Annotated in this window: 17 protein-coding genes, 1 tRNA gene and 2 pseudogenes; 2 read left to right on the top strand and 18 right to left on the bottom strand. The window is 50.1% G+C overall.

What is annotated here, in order from left to right; genetic code table 11:
• Positions 1-52: 52 nt before the first annotated feature.
• Complete coding sequence (locus tag C7E00_RS05265; protein WP_167836474.1) at positions 53-895, bottom strand: MurR/RpiR family transcriptional regulator; 843 nt, start codon at positions 893-895, stop codon at positions 53-55.
• A 171-nt stretch (positions 896-1,066) separates the two neighbouring features.
• Here C7E00_RS05265 and C7E00_RS05260 point away from each other — a divergent pair.
• Positions 1,067-2,420, top strand: a pseudogene (locus C7E00_RS05260) (transposase zinc-binding domain-containing protein).
• A gap of 245 nt (positions 2,421-2,665) precedes the next feature.
• Here C7E00_RS05260 and C7E00_RS05250 read toward each other — a convergent pair.
• From C7E00_RS05250 to C7E00_RS16320, 16 genes and pseudogenes are all read right to left on the bottom strand, one after another.
• A tRNA-Ser gene (locus tag C7E00_RS05250) sits at positions 2,666-2,756 on the bottom strand.
• Positions 2,757-2,992: 236 nt separating this feature from the next.
• Complete coding sequence (locus C7E00_RS05245; RefSeq protein WP_105303291.1) at positions 2,993-4,672, bottom strand: hypothetical protein; 1,680 nt, start codon at positions 4,670-4,672, stop codon at positions 2,993-2,995.
• A 348-nt stretch (positions 4,673-5,020) separates the two neighbouring features.
• Positions 5,021-5,722 (bottom strand): L,D-transpeptidase family protein, encoded by a 702-nt coding sequence (locus C7E00_RS05235; RefSeq protein ID WP_105303289.1) that lies wholly within the window; start codon positions 5,720-5,722, stop codon positions 5,021-5,023.
• A gap of 113 nt (positions 5,723-5,835) precedes the next feature.
• Entirely contained in the window at positions 5,836-8,049 is a 2,214-nt protein-coding gene (locus tag C7E00_RS05230; protein ID WP_105303288.1) for a flavocytochrome c, read from the bottom strand.
• Between the two features lie 477 nt (positions 8,050-8,526).
• Positions 8,527-8,844, bottom strand: a complete 318-nt coding sequence (locus C7E00_RS05225; protein ID WP_205946252.1) for a helix-turn-helix domain-containing protein — start codon at positions 8,842-8,844, stop codon at positions 8,527-8,529.
• Between the two features lie 48 nt (positions 8,845-8,892).
• Positions 8,893-9,027 (bottom strand): annotated as a pseudogene (locus C7E00_RS16755) (Ada metal-binding domain-containing protein); the annotation flags it as partial.
• A gap of 62 nt (positions 9,028-9,089) precedes the next feature.
• Positions 9,090-9,584, bottom strand: coding sequence for a methylated-DNA--[protein]-cysteine S-methyltransferase (locus C7E00_RS05220; RefSeq protein ID WP_105303287.1), 495 nt, complete (start codon positions 9,582-9,584; stop codon positions 9,090-9,092).
• A 2-nt stretch (positions 9,585-9,586) separates the two neighbouring features.
• On the bottom strand, positions 9,587-10,237 hold the full coding sequence (locus C7E00_RS05215) for a DNA-3-methyladenine glycosylase family protein (RefSeq protein ID WP_105303286.1): 651 nt from the start codon (positions 10,235-10,237) through the stop codon (positions 9,587-9,589).
• A gap of 157 nt (positions 10,238-10,394) precedes the next feature.
• Positions 10,395-10,820, bottom strand: a complete 426-nt coding sequence (locus C7E00_RS05210) for an Hsp20/alpha crystallin family protein (protein ID WP_105303285.1) — start codon at positions 10,818-10,820, stop codon at positions 10,395-10,397.
• 194 nt (positions 10,821-11,014) lie between these two features.
• A complete protein-coding gene (locus C7E00_RS05205; protein WP_105303284.1) occupies positions 11,015-11,611 on the bottom strand; it encodes an ECF transporter S component in 597 nt (198 codons plus the stop codon).
• 93 nt (positions 11,612-11,704) lie between these two features.
• Positions 11,705-16,054, bottom strand: a complete 4,350-nt coding sequence (locus C7E00_RS05200) for a coiled-coil domain-containing protein (RefSeq protein ID WP_105303283.1) — start codon at positions 16,052-16,054, stop codon at positions 11,705-11,707.
• Entirely contained in the window at positions 16,041-16,769 is a 729-nt protein-coding gene (locus C7E00_RS05195; RefSeq protein WP_105303282.1) for a DUF6063 family protein, read from the bottom strand. The genes C7E00_RS05200 and C7E00_RS05195 overlap by 14 nt, the downstream gene beginning before the upstream one ends.
• The gene (locus C7E00_RS05190; RefSeq protein ID WP_105303281.1) at positions 16,750-18,360 is read right to left on the bottom strand and encodes a hypothetical protein; all 1,611 of its coding nucleotides are present in this window, start codon (positions 18,358-18,360) and stop codon (positions 16,750-16,752) included. Before C7E00_RS05190 ends, C7E00_RS05195 begins: the two co-directional genes overlap by 20 nt.
• Positions 18,357-19,361, bottom strand: a complete 1,005-nt coding sequence (locus tag C7E00_RS05185; protein WP_105303280.1) for a Wadjet anti-phage system protein JetD domain-containing protein — start codon at positions 19,359-19,361, stop codon at positions 18,357-18,359. Before C7E00_RS05185 ends, C7E00_RS05190 begins: the two co-directional genes overlap by 4 nt.
• A 67-nt stretch (positions 19,362-19,428) precedes the next feature.
• Positions 19,429-20,802 carry a rubredoxin gene (locus tag C7E00_RS05180; RefSeq protein WP_105303279.1) on the bottom strand — a complete coding sequence of 458 codons (1,374 nt, stop codon included), beginning with the start codon at positions 20,800-20,802 and terminating at the stop codon, positions 19,429-19,431.
• Positions 20,803-20,924: 122 nt separating this feature from the next.
• A complete protein-coding gene (locus C7E00_RS16320; RefSeq protein WP_204378570.1) occupies positions 20,925-21,722 on the bottom strand; it encodes a hypothetical protein in 798 nt (265 codons plus the stop codon).
• A gap of 110 nt (positions 21,723-21,832) precedes the next feature.
• Between C7E00_RS16320 and C7E00_RS05170 the strand changes: the two genes are divergently transcribed.
• Positions 21,833-22,816, top strand: a complete 984-nt coding sequence (locus tag C7E00_RS05170; protein ID WP_105303278.1) for a helix-turn-helix domain-containing protein — start codon at positions 21,833-21,835, stop codon at positions 22,814-22,816.
• On the opposite strand, the gene C7E00_RS05165 is transcribed toward C7E00_RS05170, so the two are convergent.
• Complete coding sequence (locus C7E00_RS05165; protein WP_105303277.1) at positions 22,754-24,352, bottom strand: ABC1 kinase family protein; 1,599 nt, start codon at positions 24,350-24,352, stop codon at positions 22,754-22,756. The two genes, C7E00_RS05170 and C7E00_RS05165, sit on opposite strands and share 63 nt — an antisense overlap.
• Between the last annotated feature and the right edge of the window lie 2 nt (positions 24,353-24,354).

Raw genomic sequence — 24,354 nt, 5'->3', positions numbered from 1 at the left:
GGTTATTCTTATCCGTAACTGCCGGAATCTCCTTCCGGCCATCATCATTTTTTCAGATCCTCTGGTCCTCCGTCAGCTGATCGCGTTCCGTCAGACGGTCCACATAATCGATTTTCCTGCTCATTAATACTAACAGGTATTCCGATACGACCTCCATCCCGATCTTGGAGTTGAAAAAGCTCATATTCTCCGTCGATACGGTCAGGATCAGATCCGCGTATTGCGTTAAGGAAGCCGTCAGATCATTGAGCACCAGGATCACCTGTGCTCCCCTCTCCTTCGCCATCCGCAGGTATTTCAAGTCGATCTTATAATAGCGCGCGAAGGCGAACATGATCATGACATCGCCCTTTTTAATATCCTGCATCGCGCTGATCGAGGTGCATTCGCCATCGATAATGGTGATCACGCCATCCATCATAAAGGTCATAAGCCTTCCGAATTCCACCGCAGTCCCCTTGCAGCCGCGCATTCCAACCACATATTTACGGTTTGCGCCTGCGAGCATCTCCGCCGCCTTGTCAAAGTCTTCCATATGGTTATTGCGGAAGCTCAGCATGATATTCTGGTTCATTAACCGCTGGAATTCCGCAAAAGTATCGGTCTCCCCGTATTTCTCCTTGGTCTGGGAAACACGTTCCGGTAAAGACAACTCGGAGAAAGCATTCTCCACTAACATCCCGTATACATGGTCTTTCAGGTCCGCAAAGCCTTCAAAACCGATCGCCCGGGAGAAACGAATGATCGAGGCATCACTGACGCCGATCGTCTTCGCCGCTTCCAGCGAAGACAGGTTCCCTATTTTATCCGGATTCTTCAGCAGCCAGTCAGCGATCTTTGTCTGCGATTTGGTCAGTCTGGCATTTTTGATCCGGTCCGCTAGTATATTTCCCATATGCATACCTCATGTATAGTTTCATTTTATTACTTCAGAAAATGTTGTGTCTACTACACTTTCAGATCAGTCCATCTTTGTTTGTTCCTCAAATAAAAAAGGTCAACTTCGGTGACCACTAGAAACATATTGTGCAGGAGCTGAAATTCCTGCACGTTTTATAATGTAGTTATGCTAGACGAAAAGCTTTATTCTGATTATCCCTTCTACGGCGCCTTTGATTCTGACCATCTGAATTACGATCCAAATAAACCAAGAATCAAAGACATCGTCTGGAATCATATTGACTGGATCAGAGATATGCACAAGAATGGCAAGCTGCGTGATGCGGTTCTGGATAACTGCGAACGCCTCCTGCTCTGCAACACCATCTATCTTGGCTATGACACTTTTGAGTGCCCTAAGTGTGGAAACTGGACTCTTCTCTATCACAAATGTCATTCAAAGTTCTGCAATACCTGCGGGGTTAAAGAACAGAAAATTCTCTCCGAGAAAGCCTCTGCGATGTGTGTCGACAAGAAACATCGGCATATCGTCTTTACAATCCCTGAAGAATACAGAGCCTGGTTCCGCAAGGACAGATCTGCTCTGAATCTGCTTTTCGTGGCAGCCAGAAATACCTTGCTCAAAGTTACCAATGAGAGCTTCTTTCGTAAGCTTCAGCGAAAGAAATACGGGAAAGCTCTCAGATACAAGAATACCTATTACCTGTTTCATAACTTCGATCACCTGCAGGAGTTCGGTGGGATTGCCGCAATTCACACGTTCGGCCGTGACCTGAAGTGGAACCCTCATATCCATTTTCTTGTCGCCGAAATCATTTATGATCCTGTCTCAAACACCTATAAGAATTTCAACTATTTCAATTTCGAAAGTCTCCGGAAAACCTGGCAGTACGAAGTAACCCGCCTGATGTCAGAACATTTCGGCACTCAGTTCAAGCCCCTGAAAAACCTCGCCTATCGGAAGAACACAGATGGGTTTTACGTATATGCCAAGGATCGCGATCCGGATGACAAAGGACAGAAAGAACGCGATCATTCCAAAGACGTTCAGGGCTGTGTCAGTTATATGATGCGTTATGCCTCACGGCCGGCAAGAGAATCACCGTTCACGAAACGGTCTCGATCTTCTCAAGAAGATGATCATTCATATCCAGGATGAAAACTTCAGGACCGTACGCTACTATGGTTTTTACAATCCCAGATTAAAGGACCATCTGGAAAAAATCTATGCATTGATCAGTCAGAAACGAAATGATGCCAGGACGAAGGAACAGCGGAAGAAGCAGCTGACTTCCCGTCTTCATAAGCTTCGTTTCCGTACGATGTGCCTTGATTCTTATAATCGCGATGTTCTCCGCTGCAGATGCGGCGAGATCATGTTATATGCGGAAACTTATAATCCGCTGGAAGGAATATCCAATGACAGACAATACCGAGAAAACTGTATTGATGAAATGCGAGAGATGCGGTTACGAAGAAGAAGTACCGCAGAAAGATCTCGATCTGCTGCGTTCAGTTGATAAAGACCCTGAGCATTGTGAAGACCATCTTCTATGCCCGTTCTGCTTAAACGACATGTACCGCAAAGATTCTTATCATTTCAGAAATCACAATCACTGCTGACAAAGACAGATCAATCCTGGACATGTTTTTGTCGTACCGTCTCATTTTAGATGACCTTGTGATCACCTTATTCGTTTTATCAAACCGAATTGAAATTCTTATAAGACAAAAAAAGCCTATTTTGATAGGCTTTTTCTAACTATGGCGCAGGAACAGGGATTTGAACCCTGGCACCCTGTTACAGGTCTACAAGCTTTCCAAGCCTGCCCCTTCAACCACTTGGGTATTCCTGCAATGGTCTCATGCTCCTTATCAGGCGCTTAGTTAGTATACCGCAAACCCCCTCAAAGCACAACCGCAAATTTCAGGCCTTTCAGGAAGCTGTTATCCACGCACAAGGAAGGCTTCAGAGGACCAGAGACCATTCAGTCTGACGCACCGGTTTCTGCCGGTTCTTCCGCATCTTTTTCCTGGAAGAATACAGAAACAATCTGCTTCCCATCTTTCACTTCTGCACTTTCTCTCCGGATCATTCCAGGCTCATGATATTCCGGACTCCGGATTCTTCTTCGCTGTAGGAACAGGAGATCGAGTCGCCGGTTTTCAGAAATGCGGCTTTCGCAGCATTCTCCTCTGAGAGATCCAGCCGGTAGACTGCAGATCCATCGCTGAGAAACAGCACGGTATTGCCGCTGAGCTCAACCTGGTTCAGATCTCTGATGACAAAAGAAACTGTTTTCAGCACCTCTGAAGATGCTCCCCCGACCTGCTTCAGAAGCTGTGCAATGGCACTGCCTGGTTCTTTCTCAGCTTTTGCCGTATAGACCTGCTGATAATCCTGGGCATCTACCATCGCATACATCTTGATCAGACCTGCGCTGTCTTTCAGAGAAAGCAGATATACTGGTTTCCCGCCGGCATTGATCAGCGTGGGGAATGTTGCAGTATATCCATAATTCAGAACTTCTCCTTCTGCACTGGCCATGACCGCTGTTTCCGTCGCGCAGCTGACGGAGGTATACTGAGCTTCATGCGTCCTGAGGTCTACCAGCATGAAGCCGAGATTGGATTCATCGCTTGCTGCACTGGTCATGCCGGTATAGAGCCAGATATCTCCGTCTTTCGAGATGTAGTTATAGCCCTCTGAAGTCTGAATGACTCCTTCCTGTCCGAACAGAGAATTCCAGAATCCTTTCTGATATTTCCCATAATCATTCAGTTCTTCATTGACCAGCGATTCCGGGAATACCCGGTCTACCCAGGAGGGAACATCGGAAAGAGAATAGCGCTCTGAGCTCCCATCAGTCGGATCGTACAGGATCACTCCCGCAGCCTTCTTCATTGCGGTAATGCCGGTATACGTGTAGGTTGTGCAGACATAATACGGATTGCCCTCATCGTCAATCTCGAACGTCGGATTGCCGAACAGCACCGTCGGATAGGCAAACCTCAGCCGGCGGTAAAGATTGTCATTGAAATAGGCAGATGGAACATATTTCATCTTCTGGCTTAGCCTCTGAAGCCTTGCATTGCCAGTTGTCGTATTCACCAGAATATAACCCGGAACACCCTGGGAAGCATTCCGGAAATACTTGATCAGCCCGCTGTAGGCAAGCGGCGTCACTCGATAAGTGCCGCCTTCATAGGAAATCTGGCTATATTCTCCGCTCACATCAAACTGCGAAACAAGATCCGTCATCTCCCCCATGACCTTATCCCCGACGAGCTGCGCGCTTTCGCGGTCAATGACCGCAGTTTCAGAAAAATTGAAAGCCGGAATTTCTGAGAAGCTGACGGTTTCGGCAGAAATCCGCCGGGAATAATCACGCGACCGGAATAGCGGCGAACACAATAGATCAATGAAGGCCCAGCAGACCGCAAATACAGCCATTGCAATTAATCCAGGGATTGCAATGAAAAAACGCTTCAGATCAGAATAATCGGATTCGTTCTTCAGATTCTTTTTCCCAGGATGACCTGGATTCTTTGTTCTGATCACCGGTCCTTTCCGGAACAGGATGATCCCGGTGAAAACCATCAGCCAGCAGAATAGCCAGAACTGGAACGAATGGACATTGATCGGAGGATGAAGAAAATAAAACCAGCCGATGCAGTCAAGAGCAAGCAGAATTCCTGAGAGGATCCGATTCTGATGATCTGCATAGAGGCCATAGATGATTAACGCAGCTGCAGCCACTGCCATTCCCATAACTATTCTCCTGTCCTGCTTTCATTTTAACCTGGAAACATCAGATTATCCTGAACTCATGGTAAAATCCCTGTAAGGATAAAATGGTCTTGACAGAATCGGGAGGAGTTTCCATGGACAAAGACGCAAGAATCATTCTCTGGAAAATATGGGCGTTTCTCTCCCTTCTTACTGCCGGATTCAGTTTCTTCTTTGCTGTGATCGGCATCCTTTCCTTTCTGAAACACCCTCAGCCTGGAGATCTTCCGGCAATTATCTTATTGGCAGCAGCAGGGTCCATCTTTTTCTGGACCTTTCAGAGGACCAGAAAAAGTCTGAGCAGATTGCAGAGCAGACAGGACTGAACGATCAGGATTCCGGCAGCTCAGCAGCTTCCGGAATATCTCCTTCATAGGTCTGAGAATACGAAAGTGTCACGGTCGAACCCGGACCGACATGGTTGTAAAGCCACACCAGATCTCCGAGCGCCAGGCGGATGCAGCCAAGCGAAGCAGGCGTTCCGAGTTTTTTATATTCTTCAACTTCCAGCGTATCCCGGCTCATCGAATAATACGGAACACAATGAAACAGGATCGCATCATAGATCGTGATATACGCAGGCGTATATACTCCGCCATACAGGCTGTGCCACCCTGCACCGCGCTCTGTTCCGAGGGTTACGGTCTTTTCATCCGAATATCCGGACCAGCTCCCGTAGCAGCTCCGGTCTTTTCCTGGCGAGCATAATAAAGCTCTGATGAGAGTACCATCCTGGTCATAGACAGCCGTCACGCCCTGATTCATATAAACGATTACATTTACCACCGCATCAGATCCGACGCAGCCAAGGGCAGTGCCATCTGCAGATGGATCGCTTCCGTAAAGCGGATCCGTAGGATCCCAGTCACCGAGGACAGATGGAAGCGAAGTATTTTCCGGGACAGAAGTTTCAGCAGGAGTCGCTGTCGGGGTTGCAGAAGGCTCCGCAGCCGGAGCCTCAGGTTGATGAGCGGAGCAGCCGCTCAGAAGAGCAGCGCATAGACAGGTGATGCAGATGGTCCGAATGTGCATATCGTTATCCTCAGCGAAAGCCGTCCTCATTCTACCAGGAAAAAGAAAGCAGAAAAAGAAAAAAAGATCCGGAAGTCCTGCGACCTCCGGATCAATGAAATCAGAAATAATGATTACTTAGCGTAGTCAGCAGCACTCTGCCCAGCGATTCTGCCGAATACGACGAAGTCTGCGACTGCGTTTCCGCCCAGACGGTTTGCACCATGCACGCCGCCCGTCACTTCGCCTGCTGCGAACAGTCCCGGAATCACGCTCGAATCTGCTTTCTCTACTTCTGCAGAAGAATCGATCTTCAGGCCGCCCATCGTATGATGGACACCCGGCTGTACCAGGATCGCATACATCGTGCCTTCCAGCTGATGGTTGAATGAGGTTCTGCCGAAATCCGGATCGCTCTCATTGGCAACGCATGTATTCCAGTCATCAATCGTCTTTGTCAGCGTATCAGCGTCAACACCCATCGCTGCAGCCAGATCTGCGACCGTATCGCCCTGAACCGTCCATCCCTTGGTTACATAGCCCTGGATGACCGTCGAAGCATCATACATCGACTGGTCGACAATCAGCCATGCCTGTCCGTCTGTCTGCGCATTCTCGTCTGCACTGACCTTGTCTCTCGTACCGACTTCATCCGTGAAACGGGATCCTTCCTTGTTCACGAGAATTGCACCATCTCCGCGGAGTCCTTCCGTGATCAGGTTTGCACTGCCGTCATCCGCGACATGGACTGTCGGATGAAGCTGGATCTGATCCATATCTACCGTCGCTGCTCCGACATCCTCTGCCGTTGCCATCACGATGCCCTGGCCCTGTGCGCCCGGTGCGTTCGTCGTGATATAGCCGTCCAGTGCCGGATTCTGCTCTGCAACCATCGCATTGTTTGCTCCAAACCCGCCGGTAGCTAATACCACTGCCTTCGCATTGACGGTCAGCGTGGAACCATCCTTCTGCTCTGCCTGAACCCCGGCTGCCTTGCCATCCGACATCAGAATCTTATTCGCTGTTGTGTTGTAATGAACCGTGATGCCTCTGTCCTCGACATTCTGCGTCAGAATCGGAACCAGATAAGCTCCGACTGCAACGGTCTTGCCCTCGTCATTGACCGGACGGTGAATCCGCTTGACGCTTGCGCCGCCGAACTGTGCGACGTTGTGCAGAGATGCACCGATCGTATCCAGCCAGTCAATCGCATCTGCGCTGTTCTCGCAGAGCGTCTTCACCAGTTCCGGATCATTGATGCCCTTGCCGCCGATCATCGTATCCAGTTCAAACAGCTCGGTGGAATCGAAGTATCCCTGCGGATCTGCCTGGTACGCATCCCACTGTTCCTGAACTGTCTTGGCCAGAGCAGTGATCGTCTCATTGTCTGCATATTTCTCTGCTGCCGTCTTCAATGTCTTCTCGACACCGGCTGCTTCATCGAAGTCATTGTCATCCTGGTAGACGGTCTTAGCCGCATTCATGCCGCCGGTCGAACGTACGGAGTTGCCGCCGCCCATTGCCTGGCTTTCCAGAATGATGACCGACTTGCCTGCATCCGCTGCCGTGATTGCGGCAACCATGCCCGCTCCGCCGGCACCGACTACGACAACATCTGCTTCTTCCGTGACATCTCCGGCTGCGGTTGCAGCAGAGACTGCGGTCTTGTAATCATCCGGATTCAGTCCTGCGGAAGTCAGCGCTGCAGCTGCTGCTTCCAGAACTGCATCACTGGTAACCGTAGCACCGGAAACCGTATCAACTCCGATACTTCCGGAATCCTTGATCTCCTGTGCCATCGTCTCCATCGCAGTATCGCCGATGCCCGGAGTCTCATCCTTGCCTTCAATCGATACGTCTGTGATCTTGGAATCTGTCAGCGTCAGCGTGACGGTAACATCTCCGCCCTTGCCCTGGGCTGTTCCTTCGAACGTTCCCGATACACCGCTTCCGCCAGCAGTCTGATAGTCATCCGGATTCAGTCCTGCAGACTTCAGTGCTGCAGCTGCTGCTTCGAGGACCGCATTGCTGGTCACCGTAGCACCGGAAACCGTATCTACACCGATCGTACCGGAACTCTTGATCTCCTGCGCCATGGTCTCCATCGCAGTATCACCGATTCCCGGAGTCTCATCTTTGCCCTCAATTGATACGTCTGTGATCTTGGAATCTGTCAGCGTCAGCGTGACGGTGACATCTCCGCCTCTCCCCTGAGCTGTTCCGGAATAGGTTCCCGAAACACCGGAACTGCCGGAAGAACTCATCTGGCCGGACACCAGGCTGAATACCAGGCATACTGCCAGGACGATTGCTGTAATAACCAGCGAACGTCTGCTTTCCTTCTCCATATTTCCTCCCTTTGCCTCTGCAGATCACGTCTGCTTTGCACGTGAAATACTATCATTGAACTGCTTTTTCGTACACAGTTTTTACGATGAAATCTGCATGGAAACACACAGAAAATGCCTGTTCTGAGCATTCTCTCAGAAAGCAGGACTGCGCTTCAGGTTCTCAATGAAAAACATCCTCTGTCCGAACCATATCTGCATGCATATTCACGCATGTGAAAACGCGGTCATAAGTCTGGAAACTGGCGAACTATTATATGTTAAGAAACCAGTATTTTTATTATGGTTTCCAGGAAACCAATAGTTGGCCGGGATCATTTCCCGGCGCTGTCTTCTTGGTCATTATATTAGCAGGTATTTCCGTTTCCGGAACTGAAAATAATCTTTTATTTCTGCGTTATTCTGAAAGAGCATTTTTTTCGGATTAAAGCGTTCTGAACTCAGATCTTCCTGGAAATTTCCGGATTATGAACCTGTTTATTCTCCACTCTTCCGATGTGTTATTGCGGTAATCCGTCGGAGTCTGCCCGGTTTCAGAACGGAAAAATCGGTTGAAGGAGACGACGCTTCCGAATCGGCAGATTCAGCAATATCAATCACCTTTTCCTCCGTTTCTGTCTGCAGACGTTCTGCTTCTTTCAGACGCATCTGGTCCATGTACACTTTCGGAGTGATGCCGTATTCCTCGCAGAAGACTTCTGCCATTCTGCGTTCTGAGATCCCATATTCGATGATGTGATCATGCCATTCAGACTCTTCCGAGTTGAGACTTTCCAGATGTAGCCTCAGCTGCATAGCCATTTCCTTCATAGGATGATAGATGAGCAGATCGCTCCGGCACCGTTTGCAGGGCCGGTATCCTGCCTTCATCGCTTCTTCTGCGGCTGAGAAAAATTCAATGTTCTCCCGCTTCGGCTTCTTTGACGTGCAGGAAGGTCGGCAGAAGATGCCGGTGGACTTCACGCCATAGAAGAAGATGCCATCCTAGTCCGCATCATTCCGGATGACTGCTTCATGCATTTCTTCTTCACCCAACCGATTCATTTCAGAATTTCTTCCAGTTTCAGCAATTTCTGCTTCCGTTCGATGCCTCCGGCATAGCCGGTCAGTTCCCCATGCGCACCGACGACCCGATGGCATGGGACGATGATGCTGATGCGATTATGGCCGACGGCCCCGCCGACTGCCTGGGAAGACATCGATTCTCTCCCTGTTTCTTCGGCGACCTGTTCTGCCAGCTCTCCATAAGTCACAGTGGTTCCATAGGGAATCTTAAGCAGCTTCTTCCATACCAGAATCTGAAATTCTGTTCCAGAAAGATGCAGGGCCGGAGTAAAGTCCGGTTTCTTTCCTGAAAAATACTGATCCAGCCATTGCTTTGCAGAATGGATGAATTCTGTTTCTTTCTGCTCCGGATGGACCAATCCTGCCCGATCGTATTTCTGCCCATCAAACCACAGTCCCGAGATTCCTGTTTCATCCGAAGCAATCGTCATCCTTCCCATTGGTGACTGATATTCTGAAATATACTGCATGCTCATCTCCTCCTCTTATGATCTGCCGGGTCCGTAAGCCCCGGAATTGCTCCGCTTGCGACAGCCCAAAGATAAATGCTTGCGGTGCTTCCATACGGACTGTAGCGCCTACGGTATTTCTCAAACTGGTCACGGCTGATCTTCCGATGCCGGTAGACCATTCTCATTCCCCTCAGAATGGCAAGATCTCCATAACTCAGAATATCCGGTTTCTGCATGCCGAACAGCAGAATCATCTCTGCCGTCCAAGGGCCGATGCCTTTCAGAGAAATCAGTGCTTTCTGTGCTTCTTCCTCAGGGAGTTTCTGGATCTCTTCCAGATTGATTCTCCCATCCTTTACCTTCTCGGCAAATTCAAGGATATAGTCTGCTTTATGAAACGTGGTTCCGTAAGCCTGAATTCTCTCTTCTCCTGCAGCCAGCAGTGTTTCCGGTGAAATCTCTCCGAGATCGCTCTGCATCTGTTCCCAGATCGAAGCAAGTGCTTTCGTCGAAATCTGCTGACCGATGATCTGATGAATCACAGAGCTGAATACATCGCTGTCCGCCGGCCGGTTCACATGGCCAAGCTGATCGATCACCGCTCCGAGTTTTCGGTCTTTCGATTTCAGATATTCCGTTTCTATTTCTCCATACGTAAAGTAACAGGTCATTGATCTTTCCTCAGAAAGTACTATAGCAAGCAGGAAGGACAGAATCTTCTCATTTTCGGAAATTCAATTTGCCGCTCAGCAGGATATGAAAAGCAGCAACCCTTCTTCAGGACTGCTGCCCTTCTGAATGAGGATCTGCTTCTTCAGGAAGCAATGCTCATTCAATCGTGATGTAGCTTTCTTTCGGCTCTTCCGGAACTTTCTTGGAAATCGAAAGTCTCAGAACACCACCATCATAAGATGCGCGAATATCGGACTCTCTGACATCATCGCCGACATACCAGCTTCTGCTGCAGGAACCGCTGTAACGTTCCTGGCGGATCACATGGCCGGCACTGTTCTTCTCTTCATGATCATGATCCTGATCAGCGGAAACAGTCAGCGTGCCGTCCTTCAGACTGATGTGGATATTTTCTTTCTTATATCCAGGAAGATCAATGGCAAGCTCATACGCCTGATCTGTCTCTGTCACATCTGTCCTCATCAGCGTATTTCCGCCGAAGCTGCGGAACGGATGATCGAAGAAGTCATCCATCATATCAAACGGATCATAGCTTTCTCTCTTTGCTGGGTTGTATCTCATATCAGTATCTCCTTCTGAGATCTCTCTCGATCTCTTTACACTATCTGTTATATCCAGAAAACTAGCACTGTCAATACTTGAGTGCTAATTATTTTATGAAGTATTCCGCGATAAGCAGATCAGAAAGCATAAAAAAAGACTGATATTTACGCGTAGTTTCGTATTATCAGTCTTCTTTTCAGATTGCAACGATCTCAGTATTTCGGAGCAACTTTCTTCAGCACGCCATTGTTTTCAAGACGCGGCCGGATCGCCAGGTACAGAATCGTCGAGATGATGACTGCCAGCACTGCATTCACAGCTGTCGTGATTGCATTGAACTGAGCAAGCTTCATGGCCGCTTTTTCCGGAGCACCGAGGATGACCGCCGTATAGAAGTATCCGAACAGAGGTTCTGCAATGCAGTTGAACAGCATGCCGGCACCAGTCGACAGGATCGTTGCTCTGGTCAGCTTCTTGCCGCTCAGGGTATTGATCTTGAACACTTTGTGAGCAACCGTTCCGGTGATGACACCGATCATGAGTTTCAGGATGATGGTCTTAGGAGCCACGGTGATATAGAGCGGATCCAGCACATCGCCGATGCCCATGCCGATGGCACCAGCAATGCCGCCTGGCAGTCCGCCCAGCAGCAACGCTGCGAGCACATCAAACGTATTGCCGAGATGGAATGCCGTGTAGCCGCCCGGGGTCGGAATGTTGATCTTCAGAAATGTGAATGCCACGTAAGCCAGTGCAGCAAATAAACCGGTGACGCAGATTTTCAAGGTACGATTTGAGTTCTTGTCCATATTCGTATATCCCCTTTGCTGAATATACGAACGAGTCTATCACAATCTGAATATGCATGAATATCCAATACTGAATAATTTTATATAACCAGATCAGAACAATGACTGCTGTTCCGTATGCCGGAACAAACTTGCCTGCTCCATTCTGGAAACCTGTTCGGATACCGATTCAGACTCCACCGTCATCCTGGTCTGGCTTTCACAACTGCGGACATTGCGCAGCTGGATGACCACATCAAACGAATTGGCAATCGACTGCGACGTGATATGCGTGAATGTGATGAGCTGGATATGGAGCGTCTGCACGATCTGCACAAGCGGACGCACCAGATGTTCCGAAGAAACCGACGCGAACGGGTTGTCGCAGATGACGGTTTCATAGCGCTCATTCCGTCCGTCTTCTTCAAACTCCGCATTGTCATTCTGGATATATGCCATCAGTGAAGCAATGACGATGAAACAGCTCAGCGAATGCTCTCCGCCGGAGTTCGAACGGCATGCCCGGTCCCAGTCCATCAGTCTGCTGTTAGCAGAAATCTTCTCGAACTTGTAGATCTTCACCGGAATATGGTCTCTCTGAAGATACGCATTGATCAGCTTCCTGGGATCCATCCGGGAGTCTCTGAGATCGGTATACTGTTTTCGATCTTCGCTGACTGCAGAAAGATCTCTTACCGTCTGTTCCAGATAATCCTTGAGACGTTCCTCAGAATGATCATCCGTATCCGGAAGATCAAATCTCAGCAGCGCAGTCGGCTGACTCTTTCCTTCTACGCGGACACGGGAACGTCTGGATACCTGTTTGATGCCATCGAGCACGGCTTCCGTTCTGCGGATCACTTCCCGGAACAGCGAATCCCGGTCATGGTCATAGCTGCTGAGGTCAGTATTCAGACGATCCAGGCATTGTGCGATCGTATGTTCTTTCTGCATCAGCATCTCTTCGAGCGTATTCAGCTCTTCCAGCGAAATCCGGTTATCAGAAAGACGCCGGGAATCCGCAAACACCTTGTCAAAGAACGAATCTTCCGCGCAGTATCTCTTCTGCTGTTCTTCTCTCGCATCGCTGAATACCGATAATGCACGTTCCAGTGAACTGCGCTTTTCATTCACAGCAGAAAGCAGCGTGCTGCACTGTTCGCTCAGGTGTTCGCGATCTGCTTCAAGAACCTCTTCCGTCGCCGGCAGGATTGGTTCCCGATCTCTGATCCGGTCCATGACTCCCAGAGAATCCTTGCCGAAACTCTCCCATTCCTTCTGTTCTCTGAGGTCTGTATCCTTTTCCTTCTTCAGATCAAGCAGACGTTCTTCAAACCGTCCGAGAATCTGTTCCGGATCCAGAGCAGCTTCCAGTCCGCAAGATGCCAGCTTCTGATCCGCCGCCTCTTTCTGGTTCAGCACTTTTCCGAGAATTCTCTGAACTTTGCTGTATTCAGGATCGAGGCCTTTCCGCTCTTCCTCTTTTTCTGCCGTCTTCCGCCGCAGCCTTGTGAGTTCGCTCGGATCAAAAGGATGAGACCGGCATTCCGTGTCTTCCACGGAAAGATCATTGAACTTCTGTTCGGTTTCCTTGCGTTCGGTCTGTCTCTGTTCCATCTCTTCCAGCAGCGACTGCTTCTCACGGTCCAGAACTTTCTGCTCTTCCTGATACTGAACCTTCAGAGCTTCCAGGCTTCCGGAAATTACTTCTGAAACCGGCGCATTCTGATAGGCTGCCGCGTCTCGTTCTTTCTGAGCAAGATCCCGTTCCAGATTATCCTGTGCAGATTTCAGATCCCGGATCTGATTCTCTAATTTGCGGAGTTCTGTTTCCAGTTCCGAGCACTTCTGACCCAGCATCTCCAGCTGCTTTGCAATCGTATCCAGCTTATTCAGCTGACTCGTATACTTCTGATCGTTTTCCAGCAATGTTCTGAACAGCTTCAGATGCTCTTCTGCAGTCGAACGTGCATGCTGAGCAGGATAGAGTCTTCCCGAAAGATCATTCTTCTCTTCCTGAAGCTTCTGTTCCTGCTCACTCAGTGCACCAAGCGTTTCTTCATGGCGGGACAGTGCCTGCTTCAGGGCTTCCAGCTTTGCCTGCTGTTCCTTTTCATAGGAAGCGCTGTAATGAAAGTTCTCTGCATCCTTCAGGGCTTCCCTGCCTGCGTTTACCTGAGTATTCAGATCTTCCTGCATCTGCTGCAGCAGGCGGTAATTCTCCTTCTTCTTTTCCAGATACTTCTGTCTGGAAGATTCATTGAGCAATGCTTTCTCATAGCTGTTCCAGAATGCTCTGTCCTGCAGCTCCAGGACTGATCCGGTCTCCGTACCTGTCTCAGATTGTTTCAGATCATCATACCGGAAGATCGGAATGACGCGGTCCAGGAACAGATCCCCGGGATCGATCTCCTGCAGCTTCTTCCATTCCGAAGATTCGACGAGAATTCCATAAGGAAGCAGCGGATGTTCGTTCAGCAGTTCTTCGGATTCCTGCTGTTCTTTCAGGAACTCCTCGCCAGTCTGAAACACAATGCCATTGCGTCTCAGCAGACTGTCAAATAATTCCGGGATACACGAGATGTTTTTCTCGATTGACCTGATCAGCTGCTTCAGAAGACCAAGGGAAAAATCCGTTTCCTGCTGACGGATCTCACGGGAATGAAGCAGATCCGCAAGAACCGGAATCAGTTCTCCCGAATAGAGCATCTGCTCCGCAATTTCATTCATTCTGAAGAAGCTCAGCAGCCGATCTTTCAGATCCAGAAAAAACTGATAGTTCTTCTTTTCCTCATTCTCCGCAAGCAGGTCTGCTTCTTTTTGGGTCTGCTCTGCTGCATGTTTCTCTGAAAGATCAGAAAGCTCGCAAGGAAGTTCAGAGAGGCGTTTCCGGATCGCATCATCGTTCTTCTTCGCTTCAGCAATCCGCTGGTTCAGGATACGCTCTGCTGCTGTGATATCCTCTTTGCTGAAGCCTCCGGCAAGGGTGCGGTTAAGCTCCATTCCGAGATCCAGTTCAGCGAAGATTTCCTGCTCTTTCTTCTCGGCAATGCCGGTTTCCACTTTCAGTTCAGTCTGTTCTTCGGTCAGCGATTTCTGCTGTTTCTTCTGCCTGGCCAGGTCTTTTTCTTTCTGAACCCGCAGATCAGCGATCTGTGCCTGCTGTTCCAGGCAGGCATCCAGACGTTCCTGATTGTGCTGAAGTTCTGCTTCATAGGCAAGCTTCAGAGAATACTGCAGTGCCTGCAGATGAGCCTGACGTTCATCCGCAGAGAATTCCTGCTGTTTCTGCTGCAGGCCGCGGATCGTTCCATCCAGCTGATCCAGCTTTCTCAGATACTCGGTTCCCTGAGCGATCGCTTCTGCATGCCTGCATGATTCAATCTCCTGATCCAGGGCCTGCTTCTCTTGTTCGAGAGAATCCGAGTCAGCCTTGGCTCTGCGCAGCGCTTCATCTGCCGCATACCAGGCGGCAGAAGCCTGTTCCTGATGAATATGAGTTTCGCGCTGTTCTGCCTCCTGCAGCTTCTGCGATACTTCTTCAAGATGCATTCTGCTTTCTTCATTCAGATTCCGGACAGCATCTGCAAATGCAGAAAGAGAGAGCAGTGCATGATCCCGTTCTGATGCCGCATCTCTGCATGCATGCATATGATCCAGCAGAACCGGTTCTTCAGAGAGATAGCCGCTGACAAGATCTCTCAGCTTCAGCATCTTCTTCTGTTCAGCCGACTTCTGCACCAGGCTGTCAAGATTCTTCAGTGTGCTGGAAGGACCTCCTTCTTTTTCATCAAGATGTGCCTCAATCTTCGGAATCAGATACCGGTCCAGCAGCGTATCTCCGGTTCTGGTCTTTTCCAGAACATCCTTGAACGGATCTTCGCCGCTGATCAGCTGACGGATCAGCGTATCCCAGTTCTCTGCAGAAATATGAAAGCTCTTCAGACGTTTCCGATACTCGCTGGCATCGCCCTTTCCGTAAGTCCAGGCTTCCAGGGAACGGCCGCAGGCATTGCGGAATGACTGACGGGCATCCGCAAACGGAGCGATCGTGATTCTTCTGCCATCAGAATGAACGTTGGGAAGATCATGGATTTCCAGCTGCTCGCCATCATGGCTCAGGAAGCAGAAATAATTGACCGAAGTATTATCTTCTTCGCTGACCCCCTGCTTCATGAGCACGGTGCCGCTGAGCAGATAGTCCGGTTCTCCCTGCGTATCCAGCAGCCACTCGACTGCGACAGTAGCAGGCTTCGTATTCAGGTAGTCCGAGATCGGGTTCGAACTGATTGTTGCCCCTGGCCAGATCGCCTGATAGATCAGGCGTTCGAGCACAGACTTTCCGCCGCCGTTTTCCAGACGGAGCTCTGCATTCTGCCCGCCATGGAAATCAAGCATCAGATCATCGATCCGCTGTTTTCCCCACGAAAAGTTCACCAGCCTGATCCGGTTAATTCTCGGCATCGTAATCACCTCCGCTCATCTCATCAAAGATTGCGTGAATCTCCTGGACGCGGTCGCTGTCCAGGTAGTAGTAGATGAATTTGTCATGAAGCGTTCTGGTCGGTCGGTATTCATCCTCTGCCTTCAGCAGAAGACCATGGGCGATCATCTGATTCAGTGCGATGCGGACGATACCTGCCTTTGAAGAACGGGAGTTCTCTTCTTCAATCAGGCGGTTCTGCCACGTTTCTGCAACCAGTTCGAAATTCATCTCTGAAGACGCATCGATTTCGCTGACGGCTGCTCCGGATTTCCGGAGGCGGTCAAAGAGGGCATCGACATCCTTCAGCAGCTCTTCCATCCGGATAAATGTTCTTACGGTCGGATCGGAAGCATTCTTTCCGTGATAGAACTCCCAGCAGAGATACATCTGCACATAGGATACCGTCAGAGCATCGATTGCTCTGGCCGAAGGAGAAATATCCTCCCGGTATTCCCGCATGCTGAAGCCGAGAGTCGTATTCTCCATATCAGGAATCAGATAGAGCCGATCCTGAACCTTCAGCAGATGAAACGACAATTCCTGTTCGAATGCTTCAAGAAGTTCGTGGATCTCTTTCTGCTGTGAAAGATCAAAAAGCTCCGGCTGATCTGTTCTTGAGATCATGCCATTATGATCCAGCAGCGCCCGGAATACCCGGAGTGCAGAATGAAGCTCATTTCTGTCGTCTGTCATAGTGCAAATTCCTTTCAATTTCCGGAATGATCCGGATCCGGCTCATTCCGTAGATCTGCTTCGGTTCATCCGCATCGGGATCATAGAATTCAAAGAGATCTTCTCCATCTTCACTGCTGACTGAAAGACTGCGGATTCCATGGAACTCCGGATCCTGTTCCTGCAGCCGGCGAAGGGTTTCATTGAGACTGAAGTCCTTGTCCGGAACTTCATTCGACTCGGGGTCCACTTTAAGTCTGACTATGCCCATCGCATAGAGATTCAGGAACATCAGGAAGCAGGACTTGTCATTGCGGTTTCCAGGGTAGTCTTCCTGCAGTTCTTCTTCATACCACGAGATGAATTCAGAAACTGCAAATCCTTCCGGATGCAGAGCGCAGTAATCTAGCAGTCTGTTGAAAACCTTGGCATATCGTTCTGAGATTGCTTCAATCTCTTCTTTCTCATCACTGCTGTCATAAGTCTCTTCCGTATCCAGGATGAGATCACTGCGGTCTTCTTCCCGGAACTTCTTCTCTGGTCTGTACAGCATCAGAAGATCAAACACCTTCTCTGCCTCCGGTTCATACAGAGGCCGGATGAGACGGCGGTATCCGGCTGCCATCGCATTGCCGCTGATCTTTGCAAAGGGATCGATGACTTCTTTGCCGAAATCATAGCGGCGAATCGGGGAGATCGTGAGATTGTCTTCGAGCATCTCCTGATAGAGGCTGCTGATGGAATAGCGCTGTTCCAGCAGCTTTCCCTCCTCTCCGGTGATGATTGCAAGCATGTCAGCCATCTCGCTGAGATAGCTCAGGTTCTGAGCAGTTTCTTCGTCCGCATGGAAATGGTTCTGCAGATTCCGGCTGAGCTCTGCCCGGAACTTCTCGACCAGGTTGATGGTCTCATCGGTGAGCTTCTTCTCTTCATCGAGATTCTCATAGTAGGAGCTGATCATCTTCGAATATTCTTTCCGGCCGATGCTGGCAACATCCTGGCGCACGCGCATCGTGAAATCGAGGAAGCGCTGTTCTTCTCTCCGGAGAATATTCAGGCATTGCCTGCACTGGTCCTTGGATTCCCTGAAGTTGCGGTGTTCGAGCTTGCGCTGCATGATCAGCATGCTGACCCAGCCATCATATTCCGCATCTACTTCTCTCGTACGCAGCAGGAAGTCATAGCCCTGCTCCGTGAGCCGATAGAAGATGATTCCATCCTGAATGGAGTCTTCAATCAGGCGGACGGTACGGTCCTGCCAGACCTGCTTCTCGGTATCATAGATCGGATACTGCAGGATTCTGCCATCGTTCTGCAGAATGTCCCGCACCATATAATCTGCCAGCGAATGAATCTGAGCACCGCTGAGTTCGTGTCCGTACATCCTGCAGTCTTCTGCCAGGAATGCAGCAATTTCTTCTAATGGTGTTCCGTCTCTGGAAGAAAGAGATGAATCCATGATGAACAGCAGCACATCATAGAACATGACATCCAGCCGGCCTTCTTCAAACCAGCTTTCGATCTCCATATTCCTCCCCTGCCGGTTCAGAATCGATTCCGCACAGTATCCGAGCAGCACCCGCTGCTCGCAGCCTTTCTGAAAGTCTCTCATCCAAGCAGCCTCCGCACTTCACTCCGGTTCACGATTTCCTGAGGAACTCTCTTGTTTTTCTCAAGTACCTGATGGATGCGTTCCCGATCGGTTCCTGCAAAGAAATCCAGGAACGAAGAATCATACGTCCGGTCCCGGTGATCCTCGGTATCTTCTGCTTCCGAAAGATCTTCCGGAGCAAGATGGATCATCTCGAGATACAGTTCCTGAAATGGAAGGATCTTCAGCTCAGGATCCGCTTCACATAGACGCGAAAAGATATTGATTCCTGCCCGATCGATATCTCCGCAATAGAGAACCGTCTGATCTGCTTTATGGCAGGAGGAAAGAAAGCCGTACAGGCTGCCGCTTTGATCTTTCACAGCGACTTTGTTTCCCTCTCCGTAAATCACCATGGAAAAGCGGTGGCCGAGAAACGTCATTCCTGGCTTCAGCTGGGAAGAGATGGAGTCCCATGGATCACGGTTTTCCAGGACCAGAATCTCGTTTCCTTCCGGGTCCGTTTCTCTGGCAAAGAACGGTTCATAGGTAGGCCTGCAGTTCAGTTCCTGATCAGAGAGAGGAATTGCAGAATGATGCCGCTCCAGATATTTCTCATTGCCGAAGATGGCGTAGCTGCGTTCTTTGACCGTCATCAGACAATCCGGATCGGACAGCTCCTGCTTATGGCTGCTGAGATAGCTGCTGAGTTTCAGAATCTCAGGCTCCATCTTCTCATAGTCCGAGAGATGGCTGAGATAGAAGCTGATCAGAGAAGGATGCAGATGAAGGATTCTCTCTCTCTCAGCAGTCTGGTCTTTCACCGTTCTGATTTTCTGATATCGAGCATAGAAAGAGGGAGTAAACGCAACCCGTCCGGATGAACGGATCGGCCGGATCAGCCCGGCTTCTTCCCAGTCTGAAAGAACAGAAGCAGTTTCTGCATAGTCCAGGCAGAACGCCTTCATGACATCCTGATAACTGAATTTCGAAGATGCGATACGGGAAAGATCATAGCTCATAGCTGTATATATTCTAACATGCCGAAAAAAGTACGTGCCTTTCAAAGACACGTACTGCTTTTGGAGATTACTGAATTTTCTGAAATGCTGATTTCGGCAGATGACATACCGGACACGTCCAGGTATCCGGAACTTTCTCCCATGGGGTTCCTGCCGGAACGCCATGTTCCGGATCGCCTTTTTCCGGATCATAGATATATCCGCATGGGCAGCGGTATTTATCTGCCGCAGGCTTTGCTGAAGCAGGACTGTCTGCTTCCAGCAGTGCAGAAACCATTGCCGGGATGGCTGCGAATTCCGGTTCTTCCGGATTCCAGTAGGACTTGATTTCGGGAGCGACTACTTTAAACCCTGCTTCTGTCAGAGACTGGCGCAGCACCTTGTTGCCTTCGCCAGACCAGCCATAGCATCCGAAGACTGCTGCTTTCTTGCCCTTCATCTTCAGAGACTTGATATAGTACAGCCAGTACGCGACCGAAGCCAGCACGCCATTGAGAATGGTCGGCGAACCGACAGCGACTGCCTTGGAGCGGAATACTTCATAGGCAATATCATCCTTGGCATCATGATCCACATTCATGACCTTGACGACGGTATCCGGAGACTGTCTGTGGACTTCATCTGCAATTGCATGTGCGATCTTCTCAGTGCCATGCCACATGGTCCCGTAGACCACTGTGACCTGATCTTCCTGATAAGGTCCTGCCCAATCTGCATAGGCATCGATGATCCTGCTGACCTCTTTCCGCCAGATTGCACCATGGCTCGGGGCAATCATCTCAATTGGGAGATTCATTGCCTTGAGTTCCTTTACTTTGCGGGCAACCATCGGAGCAAACGGATTCACGATGTTGACATAGTAGCGCATCGCTTCTTTCCAGAGTATTTCGTGATCTGCATAGTCATCGAACATCTCTTCCAGCGCATAGTGCTGTCCGAAGGCATCCATTGAGAACAGGATATTATCTCCGGTCAGGAAAGTTGCCATGGAATCCGGCCAGTGCAGGAATGTCATTTCAATGAAGATCAGCTTCTTGCCATTGCCGATGTCCAGTTCATCACCAGTTTTCACCGTATGGAAATTCCAGCCATGCTTGCCATACTGTCCTTCGAGAGACTTCACTGCATTTGCGGTGCAGTAGATCGGAGTATCCGGGATCTCTCTCATCAGAGCCGGGAGGCTGCCGGAATGATCGCATTCGCCATGCTGAATCACGATCGCATCGATGCTGGAAAGATCAATCTCAGATTTCAGATTCTCGATGAAATCGATCTGATGCGGTGCCCATACCGTATCCATGAGAATCGTCTTCTCTTCCTGAATCAGATATGCATTCTGAGAACTGCCACTGTGAATCGTGAAGTCATCTCCGTGGAACTTCTGCAGGTCCCAGTCGAGATAGCCTACCCAGGAAACATTGTTTTTAACTGTCTTTTTCATGTTCGCTCCTCGCCATGTAAAAGTATATCTGTTTCTGCCCTGCTGGAAAGCAAAATGATCCGGAATCTATGCAGGTATTAAAAAAGCTTCCCCCGTTAAGAGGAAGCTTCACTGTCTGAAGGTTAGTCAGCAGTCGGAGCACCGAACTGGATCGGTGTAGCACCTGTCATATCGTCTTCCGCGATCAGCATGATCGGAGCGACTTCATAAGACAGTGTGGTGAAGGAAGCGTTGTAGCCGGATTCCGTTGTGAATTCCAGCGTGAAGCTTCCGACCTTGCCATCTTCGCCGATCAGGCCTTCCGGTACGGAATCGAAGGTAACTTCCTGGTAGCCGCCGTTGACAGCTGCGCCGTCAGTGCCGGAGATCAGGTTGTCGCCCTTGTCGGAAGATCCGGTAGGATACAGATAGAGCTCGGTAACATTCTCGCCGGTCTCGTTGTAGATCGTGTAATCAGCAGCCGTGGTCTGGAATGCGATCGGGGTAGCACCCGTCAGAGCATCTTCAGCCAGCAGCGTGATCGGAGCAGTCTCGATGGACAGGGTGGTGAAAGAAGCGTTGTAGCCGGATTCCGTTGTGAATTCGAGCGTCAGCTTTGTGTCAGCTGCAGCGTCGCCAGCATCATAGGTGAGCTTCGTTGCATGAGCGTTCATGAAGCCGTGATCGCCAGCGAGGTTGTCGCCCTTCTCAGAAGAATCCGTCGGATACAGATAGAGTTCCGTTACGGTTTCGCCGGTCTCGTTGTACAGCGTGTACTCGCCGACCGTCTGTACTGCTTCTGCGGTAGCAGCTGCAGATTCCTCAGCGGCTGCGGTGCTTGCTGCAGCAGCTGTAGTAGCGGCAGCAGTAGCAGAAGCGGTGCTGGAGCTGCATCCTGCAAGCAGGGCAGCAGCGCACATCAGTGCAAATGCCTTTTTCATAGTAAATCTTTCCTCCATTCGTCTGCCTTCTGGCGGCAGACTTAAATTATGTTAAGAGTATTCACAAGTTTTTTATAGTACAATCGGATATACTGTTAGTACAAACGGATATGAATAGAACTGAAGAAAAGTCATTTGAGAAGTTTCTGAAAGCCGCGTCATCAAGCGGTCAGAACAATATGGTGAACCTTTCTGTCACCTATCTTCACCCGGATCTGGAAATTTATCTTGCGGACCGCACGCTGCCTGCAGAGACTGACCTATGCCTGAACATGCATTATCATGACGATTTTGAATGGTGCAGGGTCCTGGAAGGCACCGTGTACTTCCGGATTCTCCGGAAGACAATTGCTGTTTCGGCAGGAGAAACGCTGTTCATCAATTCAAAAGTCCCGCATTGTTTCTGCGGGACAAAGGATTGCGGATCGCATTATGAGATCATGCTCGGAAAACCGCATGCAGTTTCTTCCGGCTTTCTGAACGATGAGATTGACGGACTTGTCCATGATGATCGGTTCCCGTTTCATGTTGCCCAGCCGGTCAGCCAGGTTTATTCCGAAGATCTTGAGCAGATGCTGAAGCTGTCTGAACAGAAGCCGCCGGAATATGAATTCGAAGTTGCTGCCTGCTGGCTGAAGATGCTGCGGCAGATCATCCGGATTCAGAAGAACGAAGATACGGCCAGTGAACCGATCCGCAATCATGATATGGATGTGCTGCGCGAGATGCTTTCCTTCATCGGAGAGAACTACAGCTCTGACCTGGATCTGGATGAGATTGCCAGAGCAGGCAGAATCTCCCGGTCAAAATGCACGAAGATCTTCCGGGCGATTCTGAATATCTCCCCTTCGGAGTTTGTGCAGCGCTACCGGCTCAAGCAGGCAGCTGGGCTGATCGCAAACACGGATCTCAGAATCTCTGAGATTTCCTCTTCCTGTGGGTTCAACCAGCAAAGCTATTTCAACCGGGTATTTCTGAGGCAGTTCGGGATCACGCCTCTGGAGATGAGAAAACAGTACCGGTCTATGGACTCAGCTCGACGAGCGGACTTTGCGGATGATGTAGCGGACAATCAGCAGCACGCTGACCGATAGCGCTGCCGCAAAACCGATGAATCCGAGCACCGGGATGCCAAGGATTTTCGGCTCCATATCGGTCGTGCAGAGGATGCTGGAACTGATCAGCAGCGCGGCTACGCAGATTCCGATGACGAAATTGCGCACGGAAGAAGCCAGAACTTCCGTGAAGTTCTCCGTCGAGCGGAGATTAATATTCATGAGCCCCTGTCCCTGAATGTATTCTTTCAATGCGTCCACGGTCAGGGAAGGAATCTCGATGCCTTTTGCGGATGCCCGGTAGAGTGCCCGGGCATTTTTCGACAGTTCATTCTTCCAGTCGAGATTCTCCAGATATTCATCCGTGATCCGGTTGGAGGCAATCTCCATCATATTGATATCCGGGCTGATCGTTGTCAGCACGCCTTCCATGTTGGCCAGTCCCCGGCACAGCATCGTCATGCCATGCGGCATGCGGATGCGGTTCTTCTTCATGATCTCCATGAGCGCCTGCATCTCATCAGCGATGGAAATCGCTCCGAAGGATGCGCTGCCGAACTGCTCAAGGAAACCTTTGAGGTCCTGATACAATCTGGCCCGGTCCGGAGTCTCCTTGAATTCACCGATTTCAAGGACAGCATTTTCCACCATCGTGACATCATGCAGAGCAATGCCGCGGACGCCGCGGATCATGATTCTGCGGTCATGATCATTGAGTCTGCCCATCATGCCCATGTCGATCCAGACGATCTTTCCATCCAGGATCTTGACATTGCCCGGATGGGGGTCGGCATGGAAAAAGCCATCTTCCATGACCTGCTTGATGAAGCTGTTGACGAACTTCTTTCCGATCTCATCGAGGTCGTAGCCGTTTTCCTTCAGGTCCTTCACGTCATTGATCGGCCAGCCGCCGATATATTCCATGACTAATACGCGGCTGGTGCAGAGGCTGCGGTAGAGCTGCGGCACGCGGACATAGGCAACATCTTTATTGTTGCGGGCAAATTCCTCCATGTTGGAGGCTTCCTTGAGGAAGTCCATCTCTTCCTGGGCAACTGACCACATCTCATCGAGCACTTCGTCGAGATCAACCATGTTGCGCAGATCCCCCAGCGGCATCAGCCGGATCAGCTTATGAAGCAGGCTGATATCCTGCATCATCGTGTTGTAGATGCCTTTGCGCTGCACTTTGATGATGACATCCTCGCCGGTCTTCAGCTTTGCCCGGTGCACCTGAGCGATCGACGCAGATCCGAGAGGCTTCTCTTCGATCACATCAAAATACTCCCGCCAGTCCTGGCGGAAGGAATTGTTCAGCACTTCCTCTACGGTTTCAAACGGCATCGGGGTCACGTCGCTGCTGAGCTTCATCAGCTCCTCGCAGTATTCCTTCGGCAGAATATCGGAGTGCAGCGACATGATCTGTCCGAGCTTGATGTAGGTCGGTCCGAGCTCTTCCATGATCACCCTGAGTTTCTCCGGCGTTACGCCGCGGGTGATATGGTTCCGGCTCAGCACCTGCCGGATTTCCCGCAGACGGCTCCCGTTATCGCGGGTTTCGGTCTGCTCTGGCATGC

The sequence above is a fragment of the Anaerolactibacter massiliensis genome (assembly GCF_900290205.1).
GTDB lineage: Bacteria > Bacillota_I > Bacilli_A > Erysipelotrichales > Erysipelotrichaceae > Bulleidia > Bulleidia intestinalis.
Note: the sequence above shows the minus strand (reverse complement) of the source record. Positions and strands in the feature narration are given on the sequence as shown.

Bases quoted from the DNA above. Each gene is read 5' to 3' on its own strand.
- C7E00_RS05265 (WP_167836474.1), bottom strand. From the start codon at position 895: ATGGGAAATATACTAGCGGACCGGATCAAAAATGCCAGACTGACCAAA.
- C7E00_RS05245 (WP_105303291.1), bottom strand. From the start codon at position 4,672: ATGGGAATGGCAGTGGCTGCAGCTGCGTTAATCATCTATGGCCTCTAT.
- C7E00_RS05235 (WP_105303289.1), bottom strand. From the start codon at position 5,722: ATGCACATTCGGACCATCTGCATCACCTGTCTATGCGCTGCTCTTCTG.
- C7E00_RS05230 (WP_105303288.1), bottom strand. From the start codon at position 8,049: ATGGAGAAGGAAAGCAGACGTTCGCTGGTTATTACAGCAATCGTCCTG.
- C7E00_RS05225 (WP_205946252.1), bottom strand. From the start codon at position 8,844: ATGCAGCTGAGGCTACATCTGGAAAGTCTCAACTCGGAAGAGTCTGAA.
- C7E00_RS05220 (WP_105303287.1), bottom strand. From the start codon at position 9,584: ATGCAGTATATTTCAGAATATCAGTCACCAATGGGAAGGATGACGATT.
- C7E00_RS05215 (WP_105303286.1), bottom strand. From the start codon at position 10,237: ATGACCTGTTACTTTACGTATGGAGAAATAGAAACGGAATATCTGAAA.
- C7E00_RS05210 (WP_105303285.1), bottom strand. From the start codon at position 10,820: ATGAGATACAACCCAGCAAAGAGAGAAAGCTATGATCCGTTTGATATG.
- C7E00_RS05205 (WP_105303284.1), bottom strand. From the start codon at position 11,611: ATGGACAAGAACTCAAATCGTACCTTGAAAATCTGCGTCACCGGTTTA.
- C7E00_RS05200 (WP_105303283.1), bottom strand. From the start codon at position 16,054: ATGCCGAGAATTAACCGGATCAGGCTGGTGAACTTTTCGTGGGGAAAA.
- C7E00_RS05195 (WP_105303282.1), bottom strand. From the start codon at position 16,769: ATGACAGACGACAGAAATGAGCTTCATTCTGCACTCCGGGTATTCCGG.
- C7E00_RS05190 (WP_105303281.1), bottom strand. From the start codon at position 18,360: ATGAGAGACTTTCAGAAAGGCTGCGAGCAGCGGGTGCTGCTCGGATAC.
- C7E00_RS05185 (WP_105303280.1), bottom strand. From the start codon at position 19,361: ATGAGCTATGATCTTTCCCGTATCGCATCTTCGAAATTCAGTTATCAG.
- C7E00_RS05180 (WP_105303279.1), bottom strand. From the start codon at position 20,802: ATGAAAAAGACAGTTAAAAACAATGTTTCCTGGGTAGGCTATCTCGAC.
- C7E00_RS16320 (WP_204378570.1), bottom strand. From the start codon at position 21,722: ATGAAAAAGGCATTTGCACTGATGTGCGCTGCTGCCCTGCTTGCAGGA.
- C7E00_RS05170 (WP_105303278.1), top strand. From the start codon at position 21,833: ATGAATAGAACTGAAGAAAAGTCATTTGAGAAGTTTCTGAAAGCCGCG.
- C7E00_RS05165 (WP_105303277.1), bottom strand. From the start codon at position 24,352: ATGCCAGAGCAGACCGAAACCCGCGATAACGGGAGCCGTCTGCGGGAA.